The sequence below is a fragment of the Casimicrobium huifangae genome, assembly GCF_009746125.1.
GTDB classification, from domain to species: domain Bacteria; phylum Pseudomonadota; class Gammaproteobacteria; order Burkholderiales; family Casimicrobiaceae; genus Casimicrobium; species Casimicrobium huifangae.
In genome coordinates this window covers 1,430,624-1,442,954 of sequence record NZ_CP041352.1, presented here as the reverse complement: position 1 = coordinate 1,442,954, position 12,331 = coordinate 1,430,624, and the positions used below count along the sequence as shown (strand labels likewise).

Here is a 12,331-nt window from a genome sequence, read left to right as displayed (position 1 = left end):
GCAGCGGCAGCGCGAGGTTGATGAAGTGCCGCGTCGGCCTGGCCAACTGGACTTGACGCCATCGTGGTCAAATGAAGTCATGCCCGCATGTATCGCCTGACGATCATTGGTGTTACCGTTAGTGGTGATGGCAAAAAAGAAGCTGACCCTGTTCGATCTCGACCACACGCTGCTGACGGGCGATAGCGATGTGCTCTGGTGTGACTTCCTGATCCGGCGCGGCCTTCTCGACCGCGCCGAGTTTTCGGCCCGCAATGCCGACATGGAGACCCGCTACAAAGCTGGAACAGTGAGGGTTCGAGAATTTACCGAGTTCTATGTCAGCACGCTGGCAGGCCGCAGCCCGGAGGAATGGGAGCCGCTGCGCCGTGAGTTTCTCGACGTTGAGATTGTGCCGCGCATTCCTGATGCCGCGCGTGAGCTGGTGGAGCAACATCTGGCCAGCGCCGATCTGGTGGCGATGACAACCGCGACCAACCGCTACATCACCGAACTCACGGCAAGGCATCTCCGCATCGAGCACCTGATCGCCAGCGAGCCGGAAGTGGTGGGCGGCCGCTTCACCGGACGGACATCAGGCACGCTCAACATGCGCGAAGGCAAGGTTGTGCGGCTCCATTCATGGCTCGCAAGTCGCGAGAGTTCAATCGCCTCCTTCGAGGTCACCGCCTTCAGCGATTCGATCAACGATCTGCCTTTGCTGCTTGCCGCCGATCGTCCGGTCGCCGTCGATCCCGACGAAAAGCTGGCTGCATGGGCTGCAGAACACGGTCAGCCGGTACTGCGTCTGCGCTAGCGCCAGCGCTGCCAGTCTCGAAAAGAGCGAAAATCGCGTCTGATCAAGGCGCCCGCCACAGGCGCCGGGCCGGATATCGATGAACCCGAACCGCGATGAAGTCAACGCCGAGCTTGCCCGCGTGCTGCGCAGCCGTGCGTTCGCGCGTTCGCAGCGGGCGCGCGACCTGTTGCTGTACCTGGTCAGCAGCCTGCACGATGGTGGCAGCACCCGACTGAAAGAAAGCGTCATCGCGCTGGATGTCTTCGGCCGGGACGCCGCCACCTACGATTCAACCAACGATGGCATCGTTCGTGTTTCGGTCAACCGACTGCGCGAGCTGCTGGACCGTTACTACGGGGACGAGGGACGCAGCAACGGGTTGCGAATCGAAATCCAGCGCGGTGGGTATGTGCCCATCGTCCGCCGCAACACGCCTGCCGGGTTGCCTGCCAAGCCGCGCATTGCCGTCCTGCCGCTGGCGAACTTTACCGGACGGAGCGACGAGGACGCCCTCTGCGATGGCCTGTCCGAAGACATCATCGACGCCATGACGCGGCTGCCCGATGTGCGCGTGATCGCCCGCACGTCGAGCTTTCGCTACAAGAATGCCAATCGCGACGTGCGCGAAATCGCCACCGAGCTCGCAGTTGATGCACTGCTGGAAGGCAGCGTGCAGCTTGACGGCGCACAACTGAAAGTGACCGCGCAACTGGTGCTCGGCTCCGACGGCAGCCACCAGTGGAGCCACGTCTTCACCTTCGCACGCGACGAGCGTCATGTGCTGCTCGATGCCCTGATCGACCTGATGTTGCGGTCGCTGACTTTGGGCGCTGTGGCGGACGCGCCACATGTCGTGGCCCGCAACACGGCGCCGCAAGTGCAGGGGCTGATTGATCAGGCTCGCGGTCTGAATGTGACGCAAACGCCGGAAAATCTCGCGCTGGCCGAAGCAATGGCCACGCGCGCAACAGAACTTGATCCGCAGCATGCCGATGCCTGGTTTGTACTTGCGATGGTGCGCTACTCGCGCCGCTCAGTACTGTCGAGTGAGCCAACTCTCGATCAGGGCGATGCCGAGGCCGCGCTCGAACAGGCCATTGCCCTGGATCCGGGCAGCGCACAGGCGCGCTCGCTGTCGGCTTACACCACCATCTGCAACCAGCGGCAATGGGCGCTTGGCCTCGCACGGGCGCAGGAGGCCGTTGCGCTGGCGCCCAACCACGGCGGCGTCAACGCGCGCCTGGGCTTCATCTACCTCTCGCTCGGGCGTTTTGCCGATGCCACCGCCATCTATGAGCATGTGCTCACGCTTGATCCGCTGGCGCCACCCGCCCGCTACCACCACGCGCTGACGCTCATGGCAGGCGACCGGCTCGCCGAATCGAGGCGGGCAATCGACGATGCGCGTCGCCTGCTTGGCGAATCGGCGTTTTACTTCGATACGCTGTGCACCTGGCTGGAGCTCGCCGGTGAACACGCGCAATCGCTGCGCACCGCCGAACTGGCGCTGCAACGCTTCCCGACCGCCGCCCAGCTCGTATTCCACGCCGGGTTCGCCGAGGCGCGACTGGGTGACCTCTCCGCGGCGCGCACCCGCTACCCGCAGTTCAGTCGGCTGCGCGATGGTGCACGGCACTTCGCGATCGCCTGCGTTGAGAGCGGCGGCGCCGATGATGCAGCGTTTTTCGAGCATGTACGGGCTGTGGCAGTACCGACTGAACCGCTACAACTTCTGCTACCGTGCCAACCTGCGTTTCGCCGACACCACGGTGATCCCCGCTGGCAGGCGCTGCTGGCCACCATGAACTATCCTGCGGCGCCCTGACAGCAGGCGCCACGCTTCTCCCTTTTTCAACGCTTCGCGTTCGCAGTCAATGACGCCCGCCATCGCCGCCCGCCTTTCGCAGATCGAACCCTTCCACGTGATGGAGATTGCCACTCACGCCCGCGCGCTGGAGGCACAGGGACGCGACGTGATCCACATGGAAATTGGCGAGCCGGACTTCCCGACGCCACAACCGGTGATCGACGCCGCGCAGTCGTTACTGGCGAGTGGCCAGATCTACTACACCAGCGCCCTCGGCATTCGCGCATTGCGCGAGGCGATCAGCGGCCACTACCGGCGCTTGCACGGCCTCGACATTGCGCCGGAGCGCATCATCGTCACCGCGGGCGGCTCCGCGGCGCTACTGCTCACTTGTGCGCTGCTGGTGGGTCGCGACGACGAAATCCTGCTCACTGACCCCTCCTACCCCTGCAATCGCCATTTCGTGCGGGTGATGGAGGGTGTACCGCGCACCTTGCCGGTCGGGCCCGATGACGCCTACCAGTTCACCGCAGCGATGATTGACCGCGCTTGGGGCCGCAGCACCAAGGGTGTGCTGGTGGCGAGCCCGTCGAACCCTACCGGTACCAGCCTGCACGAGGGCGAGCTCAAACGCATCGTTGACTGCGTGGCAGCCCACGGCGGCTTGCTGATCTCGGACGAGACTTATGCCGGTCTCAACTATGGCCGGCCGCCGGAGACCGCATTGGCGCACAGCGATGACGCGTTTGTGGTGAGCAGCTTTTCAAAATACTGGAACATGACCGGTTGGCGCCTGGGCTGGCTGGTCGCGCCGGAGCGTCATGTGCGCGATCTCGAAAAGCTGGCGCAGAACCTCTACATCTCGCCGGCGGCGCTTTCGCAGCATGCTGCGCTGGCCTGCTTCTCCGACGCCGCCTACGCCATTGCCGAGGCTCGCCGGGCGGAATTCCAGGCACGACGGGACTACTTTGCGACCGCGCTCGGCAAAATCGGCTTCAAGATCCCCATCCTGCCTGACGGCGGCTTCTTCGTCTATGCCGACGTCAGTGCCTTCACCCGCGATAGCGAAAAGTTCGCCAGCGAAATGCTCGACCGCACCGGCGTCGCCTTCGCGCCCGGCATCGACTTCGGCGAATTCCGCGCCCGGGAACATGTGCGAATGGCTTACGCAGTCAACATGGCAAAGCTACAGGACGGTGTGGCGCGACTTGCAGGCGCACTGGCATAGCGTGCATGCCCGACTCGCGACCGTGGCACGGACCGCAGCGCAGTACATCTTTATTGAGAAAGTGGCTTCAGCATAGTGCTCAGCGCATCAAATCATCATATGTCGACTGAGCGCATTTCTGACCTTCCAGCCCTTTTCGAATGAGGCTTTCAGCAAAAAGCTGATCGCTGCGCCGGCAACTTTCACGCATGTCGACGAGCCTCGCCAGAAAACGAAAAAGGCGGCCGAAGCCGCCTTTTTGCCGACGATGACCGAAATTACTTCAGGTCAGCGACCAGCGCATTGCGAATGGTTTGCGGCAGCGGATTGATTGCGGCCTTGTAGCGCGGGTGATCAACGCCGACCGCAAGCCCGACGCCATATTTCAGCGCGGCTTTCATTTCCTTGGTCAGCTCGAAGCGCAAGAAATGCACGGTCGATGGGCCGTAGTCGTTCTCGCGATCAACATCTTCGTCGGCGATCGAATACAGCTTGGAGCTGCCTTCAACCTGAATCCAGACGCGATCCTCGATGCCGATCAGTTGCGCCAACTGACGCTTCTTCTCGGCGTCGTCGGTGTAATCCAGCGTCATCGTCGCCTTGAAATTGCTGCCGTCCGGGATCAGCGGCAAGTAGGCATCCAGCTCGCTCTGCACGCTGTCGTGATCGGTCGCTTCGTTGTGCAGCATTTCCTGAATCTGGTAGCGCACCGTCATTTCGTCTTCAAACTGAAGCGTCAGGTGGTTGCCCAGATGCACGGTGCGATTTTTCTTGTGCGCCATCACCTCTGGTTGAAAGGTGGGGCGACGCTTTGCGTATTCTTCGAGCGACCAAAGGTTAGCCCGCGACAAAACGGGCGCTGACTTCTTTGCCATAGTCCAATCCGTGAGTAATCGATACATCCAAATCGGCGGGTTTGCTTCTGGTGGCGCCCTGCCCGACATACCGAAACGGGTGCTTCGCGGCGTCTGTTACCCGGGGAAACCCTTGGCAATTCGACACCCACTCCTGCGTGCACACTTATGAGCGGTAGACATCAATTTTAGGTCGCAGGTTCCTAAAAAGCCAGCCTTTGGCGGTCAGCAATTCGCTCTATAAACGAAAAACGCACCAACGAGGTGCGTTTTTCGGCCACTTTGGGACAATTCTTCTGCGGCGCAGCAAACCACGGCTGGCCGCGCCAGCGCTTGCGCCCCTCGCTGCGGCGGAGTGCCGACCGGATTCGCGCTAAATCTCTTCGTACAGCGGCAGTGTCAGGAATTCGGCGAATGCTTCCTGCGTGCTCATCTGCGTGAATATCTCGGCCGCGCGGTCGAACTTGCCGTCGAAGCCGCCCGCCTTGATCTTGGCCAGCTCCTCGGGAACCATCGCTTTCACCATCTCAGCCGTAACCTTGCGGCCATCGTCGAGCACCCCCTTGGGCGAGCGGATCCACTGCCACACCTGCGAGCGCGAGATTTCGGCCGTGGCGGCGTCCTCCATCAGGTTGTGGATCGGCACACAGCCGTTGCCCGCGAGCCAGGCGCCCAGGTAGTGAATGCCCACGTTGATGTTCATGCGCAGGCCAGCCTCGGTGATCGGCGTTTCCGGCTGGAAATTGAGCAAATCTGCCGCCGTCACGCTGACTTCGGGTTTCTGCTTTTCCCACTGATTGGGTTTGTCGCCAAGCACCGCAACAAACTCTTTCATCGAAGCCTCGACGAGCCCTGGGTGCGCGACCCAGCCGCCGTCATAGCCATCGGTCGCGTCGCGCTTCTTGTCGGCAATGATGCCGGCCATGGCGATGGCGTTCTTCTCGGGATCGTTCTTGATCGGAATCAGCGCGCTCATGCCGCCAATGGCTGGGGCACCGCGCTTGTGACAAGTCTTCAACAGCAAGAGAGCATAGGCCCGCATGAACGGCGCCGTCATCTTCACCTGCGCTCGGTCGGCCAGGCAGAAGTTCTTGTCGAGCTTGAACTTCTTGATACACGAGAAGATGTAGTCCCAGCGGCCGGCATTGAGGCCGGCGCTGTGCTCGCGCAGTTCGTAGAGGATTTCTTCCATCTCGAACGCGGCGACGATGGTCTCGATCAGCACCGTCGCCTTGATGGTGCCCTGCGGCAGGCCCAATTCGTTCTGGGTCATCACGAAGACGTCGTTCCACAGGCGCGCCTCGAGGTGCGATTCCATCTTGGGCAGGTAGAAGAACGGACCGGCGCCGCGCGCAATCTGCTCCTTCGCGTTATGGAACATGAACAGCGCGAAGTCGAAGATGCCGCCGTGCACGCGCTGGCCGTCGATCAGGACGTGCTTTTCGTCCAGATGCCAGCCGCGCGGCCGCACCTGCAGTGTCGCGATCTTGTCGTTCAACTTGTAGCTCTTGCCGTTCTGCTCGAGCGTGAGCGTGCGGCGAATCGCGCGGCCGAGGTTAATCTGGCCCTGGATCTGGTTCTCCCACGACGGCGAATTCGAATCCTCGAAATCGGTCATGTAGCTGTCTGCGCCCGAATTGAACGCGTTGATCACCATCTTGGCTTCCACCGGACCGGTGATCTCCACGCGGCGGCATTCCAGCGCCTTCGGCAGCGGTGCGACTTTCCAGTCGCCTTCGCGGATGTGCTTCGTTTCCGCCAGGAAGTCCGGCCGCTCGCCAGCATCAAGGCGTTTGGCGCGCTCGGCACGGGCGGCGAGCAGTTGCTGGCGGCGCGGCTCGAAGGCGCGGTGCAGTTTGGCGACCAGCGCCATCGCTTCCGGTGTCAGGATGGTGGCGAAATCAGGGGTAATGGGCGCGTTGATCTGAATGCCGGCGCCGTAGGTGGGTGTGCTCATGTTCGTCGTTCAACTCGTAGGGCAAATACGCGGCAGTCATCAGGACTGCGCACGCAGCGGTTTGGGAATCGGGTCGGGAACTGCCGGACACTCGGCCACGGATCGCGTGACGGAATGCTCATCGGCAAAAAAGCGATAGCCGCATTTTAACGCCCCGTGCTGCAGTGCAATGCTCAAAAACTGAGCCATTTCCAGCGCTGCTTCCAGCAATGATGAGCCCGATAAGCATGGCGCCATGTGCCACCCGCAATGTTGCGGCTGCACAAGACCGCTTCAAACGTGGCGACACAAACGCAACAGCCGATCAGACCCGTCACAATTGTCCCGGAAAAGGACTGATTCCCTTCGCGTTGTGCGACAAACGCACGTTAGACTCGATGATCGTGACGGTGCAGCACCTTGCCGGTAGCACCACCCTCTTTTCGCCTCCAGTCTGTTTGCAACACGCTTTCCTTCCCGTGCCCGCATCATCGTCCACACTCTCTCTCGAAGACCTGATGCGTCTCATGGACGAAGTGCCGGTAATGCTTGCCTGCTTCGACGCGTCATCGCATCGCTGTCTGTACGCCAACGTGCACTATGCCCGCCTGGGTGGTCTGGCACCTGAACAGGCAGTGGGCCGCACCGCCGAGGAAATTATTGGCCCGGAAGCGACGGAGCGGATCCGCCCCGCGGTCGAGCGGGTCCTGGCGGAGCGCACCACGGTCACCTACTCCCGTTCCATGGATACCGATGGGCAGCGTCGCTGGATCGAAGTCAGCCTGGTGCCCTGGGGCACGCCGCAACCGGAGCGGGTGTTCGTGATGATTACCGACATCACCAAGCATCGCGCCGCCGAACTCGCCAGCAAACAAAGCAGCGACCGCCTGGCCAAATTCATGGCCGCCAGCGTGGAAGGAATTGCGTTTCATGTTGGCGGCGTGATCACTGATGTCAACCCACCCCTGCTCCGCCTGCTTGGCTACGACAATGACCAGATGACCGGCCGGCGTACCATCGACTTCGTGCCGCCTTCCGAGCACGCCCGCGTTCGTCAGGTGATGAGCTCAGGTGCCGAGTTGTCGTACGAGAGCCTCGCGCTGCATCGCGACGGCCACAGCATCCCGGTCGAGTACATCGTGCGCGACATGGACTGGGCCGGACAGCGGCAGCGCATGATCGTAGTGCGCGACCTCACCGAATCCCGGGCCGCGCAGGACCGTATCCGCTTCCTCGCCGTCCACGATGCGCTGACCGGGTTGCCCAATCGCGTGCATCTCGACGAGCACCTCTGCGAAATGATCGACATGAGCGGGCCCGAGCGCACACCGTTCGCAGTGCTGTTTCTCGATCTCGACCAGCTGAAACGGGTCAATGATTCGCTCGGTCATGCCTCCGGTGACGAGGTGCTGATCGCGGTAGCAGAGAAGCTGAGTGCATTCTGCGCCGCGCGCAGCCCGCTCGACCGCGAAGCCTGGCTCGCCCGCCACGGCGGCGACGAATTCGTGATGACCTATCGGGCTGCCGATCACGCCCAGCTGGTCGATTTCGTTGACAGCGTGCGCCGCGTGTTCGAAACCCCGACGCGGGTCGGCACCCGCAGCTTCCGGGTCACCGCCTCAATCGGCGTGGCCATCTACCCCGAAGACGGCGAGACGCCGTCGCAGCTCCTGAAGAATGCCGATGCCGCCATGTATCTGGCCAAGACCGCCGGCCGCGACGCTGCGCGCTACTTTGATCGGGCCATCGCGCGCGCCGCCGACCACGCCCTGATGATCGAAGAGGCGCTGGGACCGGCCATCGAAAAGGGTGAGTTCGAGCTTTACTTTCAGCCCGAACTGTCCGCCGATGGCAAACGACTGGTCTGCGTTGAGGCCCTGCTACGCTGGAACCGTGGTGACCTCGGCGTACTGACGCCCGATGAATTCATTCCGGTCGCCGAGAGCCTGCATCAAATCGTCCCGCTCGGCCAATGGGTGCTTGACAGTGCAATGACCCAGCTTGCGCGCTGGCGTGCAAACGGCTGGCACGATGCCCGGGTGGCCGTGAATCTGTCGAGCAACCAGTTCCGCTCGCCGGATTTTGTCGATTCGGTACTGGCAGCGCTGCAGCGCCACGGCCTTACTGGCGCCAGCCTTGAGCTCGAACTCACCGAACGCATGGTGATGGGCCACGATCCCGCAATGCAGGTGGCGCTGACACGCCTGCGTGACGCCGGCATCACCCTGGCCATTGATGACTTCGGCACCGGCTTTTCGTCACTGTCGCGCCTGCGCACATTGCCGGTGGAAACGCTCAAGATTGATCAGAGCTTTGTCCGCGAACTGCCTGCGTCGGCCAGCTCGGTGGCTATCGTCAACACCATCATCGAGCTCGCGCACGGCCTCGCCATGACGGCCGTGGCGGAAGGCGTGGAGACGACCGAGCAACGGCAATGCCTGCAATCGCTCGGCTGCCGGGTGATGCAGGGTTTTCTTTTCGCGCAGCCAATGCCTGCGGCCGAGTTTGACCGCTGGCTGCAGGCACTACTCGGGCGTTGAGGCCACCTCGTCGGCGCGCGCCTGCCGCGCGGCACGACGACCGTCGTTGAGCACGTACAGACCGCTGCTCAGGATGACCAGCATGCCGAGCAGCGTGAAGCCATCCGGCAGGTTGTCATAAATCAGCCAGCCCCAGAACGTGGCCACCAGCAGTTGCACGTACATGAACGGCGCCAGCGTTGATGCGTCCGCATGGCTGTAGGCCTTGATCATGAACCAGTGTCCGAGTGTGCCGAAAATGCCGAGTGAGGGCAGGATCAGCCACTCTGCCCACCCGGCCGGCATGCGTGCCGTCGCCGGGGCAGCGATGGTCAGCGCAATCGCACCAATCGCGTTGGCGTGAAACAGCAGCGACAGTGAATCTTCATCGCCGGACACTTTGCGGGTCAGCACCAGATAGAGCGAATAGAAGGTCGCGGAACCCAGTGCGGCGACGGCACCAATGCCAGTATGGGCCAAACCGGGCCTCAGTGCAATCAGCACCCCGGTAAAACCCAGCCCAAGCGCCACCCAGTGCGCCGGCCGTGGCCGCTCGCCAAGCAGGAACGATGAAAAGATCACCACGATGGTCGGCCCGACGAACGACACTGTTGCCGCCTCCACCAGGGGCAGATGATGCAGGGCCGTCCAGAAGCAGAGCGTACTTGTCACCAGCGACAAGCCGCGCAAAATCTGCACGCGAGGATTGGGTGTGTGCGCGAATTTCCAGCCGCGCGTGGCAAACAGATAACCGCCCACCATGAGCGTTGGAATCAGGTAGCGCAGCCAGACCGCCGCCGTGAGCGGATAGGTACGCCCGACCCATTTGGCCGCAGCGTCCATCGTGGCGAACAGCGTGATCCCGGCAAACAACCACCACAAAGCCGGACGTTGTTCAGGGGGCAATGGGTATTCCTTGCAGCACAGCGGCCGCAGCAATCGGGGCAGAGAGTTCGGGGACCCGGTGCGCGGGCAGCGCCTGCAAGACGCCTTTCACCAGGGTCAGGGTGCGGTCACAGCGGGCGGCGAGCTGGCGATCATGGGTCACCAGCACCAGCGAGGCGTTGCGCTCGCGCGTCGCCTGCAGCAGCAGATCGAATACACGTTCGCCGTTTTCGAGGTCCAGATTGCCGGTCGGTTCGTCGGCCAGCACGCAGGCCGGCTCGGTCACCAGCGCGCGGGCGATGGCAACCCGCTGCCGTTCGCCGCCAGAAAGCTCGGACGGCAGATGCTGCAGGCGATGGCCCAGGCCAACGATCTCGAGCAGTTGCCGTGCCTTCTGTTCGGCGACGGCGACCGGCGTGCGCCGGATGCGCAACGCAAGAGCAACGTTCTGCACTGCGGTCAGTTCGGCGAGCAAATGGTGAAACTGGTAGACGAAGCCGAGCGCACGATTGCGCAAATCGCCGCGCGCCGCGTCCGACAAGGCAGCCAGCGATTCGCCCATCAGCGTCACGCTGCCCGTCGTCGGTGTGTCGAGGCCACCCAGCAGATGCAGCAGCGTGCTCTTGCCGGAGCCCGAGGCGCCCACGATGGCGACAGTCTCCCCCGGCGCGACGCTGAAGGTCACGTCGGTCAACACCTCAGTGCTGGCCGGGCCGCTCTCGTAGCGCTTGCCGAGCCCCTGCGCAACGAGGACCGGCGTCGCCGACGGATCACTCATAGCGCAACGCCTCCGCCGGATTGACGCGGCTTGCATGCCAGCTCGGATACAGCGTGGCGAGCAGCGACAGCCCGAGGCTCAGCAGCGTGATGGTGGTGACATCCGACGCCAGCACCTTCGACGGCAGCTCGGTGATCAGGTACACCGTCTTGTCGATGAAGGTCACGCCGAACACGCGCTCGATGAAGCCGACCACGTGGTCCAGATTGAAGGAGATCAACAGCCCAAGCACCAGCCCGATCAGGGTGCCAACGACGCCGATCACGGCGCCCTGCACCACGAAAATCTGCATCACACTGCCCGGCCGCGCGCCAAGCGTGCGCAGGATCGCGATGTCCGCCTCCTTGTCAGTCACCACCATCACCAGCGTGCTGACCAGATTGAACGCAGCCACGGCGACGATCAGCGTGAGGATGATGAACATCACCCGCTTTTCCATCTGCACGGCCTTGAAAAAACTCAGGTTCTGCGTCGTCCAGTCGGATACGCCGAGGCCGCCCGGCAGGGTACGCAGCCAGCCGTCGGCCACTTCCCGCGCCTTCATCAGGTCATGCAGCTTGACGCGAATCCCGGTCACGGCATCGCCCAATTGGTACAAGCGCTGCGCGTCGGCGACATGAATCAGCGCCACCCTGGAGTCGGCCTCGATCCAGCCGATCTCGAACAGCCCGGTCACGGTGAAACTCTTGACCCGCGGCACGCTGCCGGCCGGGGTGACCGTACCCTGCGGCGTGATCAGCGCCACTTTTTCGCCCACGCGCACGCCAAGGCCGCGCGCCAGATCGACCCCCAGAATCACGCCCCATTCGCCGGGCTTCAGCATGTCCAGCGATCCGACCTTCATGTGCTTCTGCACGCTGGCAACCTGTGCCTCGCCGACTGGCTCAATGCCACGAATCAGCGACGGCTTGTTGATCTCGCCGTTGACCCAGAGCCCTTCGCCCTGCACGTAAGGCGCCACGGCGGCAACTTCAGGATTCTTCTGAAGCACGGCAGCGATACCCTGCCAGTCATTCATCGGCGAGGTGTCGCCCTGGCTGTAGCCCTTCACCTCGACATGCGCGGTGGCGGCCAGCATGCGCTCGCGCAGCTCGCTTGAGAAACCGTTCATCACCGAAATCACGATGATGAGCGCGGCCACGCCGAGCGCGATGCCGAGCATGGAAATCAGCGAAATGAACGAGATGAAGCTGTTGCGGCGTTTGGCGCGCACGTAGCGCAGGCCAAGCTCCAGCTCGTAGCGGGAGGGGAACGACATTGCCAGCGATTCTACGTGGTAGGAGCTGCAACGCCCGCAGCGGTACCGAAGTGTCATGCGAAGCATCAGGCCACCCACGGCGGCGACGCACCCGGTGCCGATTTGCGACAGGTCAAAGTCATCAGCTTGTTGCCATAAGTCTCATTCCATATGGGCTACAGCCGCATTTTTATTATTTATCGACTTTTGGCGTTTTACAGCTTCTAGCCCATTATTAATAAGCCTTTCCATGAAAAGCTGTTCAACGCCTGAATCGACCGAGATATGTCGCCACGGCACGCCGATTGCTTTGTTTGCAAACGTCTGCGT

The 12,331-nt window shown here is 62.5% G+C and carries 9 protein-coding genes; 4 read left to right on the top strand and 5 right to left on the bottom strand.

Annotated elements, in window-relative coordinates:
• The first annotated feature begins 127 nt into the window (after positions 1-127).
• The 3 genes from FKL89_RS06735 to FKL89_RS06725 all read left to right on the top strand — a co-directional run bounded on the left by FKL89_RS06735 (position 128) and on the right by FKL89_RS06725 (position 3,813).
• Positions 128-796, top strand: a complete 669-nt coding sequence (locus tag FKL89_RS06735) for an HAD family hydrolase (protein WP_156862031.1) — start codon at positions 128-130, stop codon at positions 794-796.
• Positions 797-875: 79 nt separating this feature from the next.
• Positions 876-2,603: a hypothetical protein gene (locus FKL89_RS06730; RefSeq protein WP_156862030.1), complete on the top strand. Its 1,728-nt coding sequence runs from the start codon at positions 876-878 to the stop codon at positions 2,601-2,603.
• Between the two features lie 49 nt (positions 2,604-2,652).
• Entirely contained in the window at positions 2,653-3,813 is a 1,161-nt protein-coding gene (locus FKL89_RS06725) for a pyridoxal phosphate-dependent aminotransferase (RefSeq protein ID WP_156862029.1), read from the top strand.
• A gap of 257 nt (positions 3,814-4,070) precedes the next feature.
• Here FKL89_RS06725 and FKL89_RS06720 read toward each other — a convergent pair whose 3' ends face one another.
• A complete protein-coding gene (locus FKL89_RS06720; protein ID WP_156862028.1) occupies positions 4,071-4,667 on the bottom strand; it encodes a DUF3501 family protein in 597 nt (198 codons plus the stop codon).
• A gap of 352 nt (positions 4,668-5,019) precedes the next feature.
• Complete coding sequence (aceB, locus tag FKL89_RS06715) at positions 5,020-6,603, bottom strand: malate synthase A (RefSeq protein ID WP_156862027.1); 1,584 nt, start codon at positions 6,601-6,603, stop codon at positions 5,020-5,022.
• Positions 6,604-7,061: 458 nt separating this feature from the next.
• Between aceB and FKL89_RS06710 the strand changes: the two genes are divergently transcribed.
• Entirely contained in the window at positions 7,062-9,122 is a 2,061-nt protein-coding gene (locus FKL89_RS06710) for a putative bifunctional diguanylate cyclase/phosphodiesterase (RefSeq protein WP_162527422.1), read from the top strand.
• Here the strand turns inward: FKL89_RS06710 and FKL89_RS06705 are convergent.
• Genes FKL89_RS06705 through FKL89_RS06695 form a run of 3 tightly spaced genes read right to left on the bottom strand, consistent with a single transcriptional unit; the run spans position 9,108 to position 12,022 of the window.
• Positions 9,108-10,007 carry a DMT family transporter gene (locus FKL89_RS06705; protein WP_156862025.1) on the bottom strand — a complete coding sequence of 300 codons (900 nt, stop codon included), beginning with the start codon at positions 10,005-10,007 and terminating at the stop codon, positions 9,108-9,110. The two genes, FKL89_RS06710 and FKL89_RS06705, sit on opposite strands and share 15 nt — an antisense overlap.
• Positions 9,997-10,764 (bottom strand): ABC transporter ATP-binding protein, encoded by a 768-nt coding sequence (locus FKL89_RS06700; protein WP_156862024.1) that lies wholly within the window; start codon positions 10,762-10,764, stop codon positions 9,997-9,999. Before FKL89_RS06700 ends, FKL89_RS06705 begins: the two co-directional genes overlap by 11 nt.
• Positions 10,757-12,022 carry a lipoprotein-releasing ABC transporter permease subunit gene (locus tag FKL89_RS06695; RefSeq protein WP_156862023.1) on the bottom strand — a complete coding sequence of 422 codons (1,266 nt, stop codon included), beginning with the start codon at positions 12,020-12,022 and terminating at the stop codon, positions 10,757-10,759. Before FKL89_RS06695 ends, FKL89_RS06700 begins: the two co-directional genes overlap by 8 nt.
• Positions 12,023-12,331: the final 309 nt, after the last annotated feature.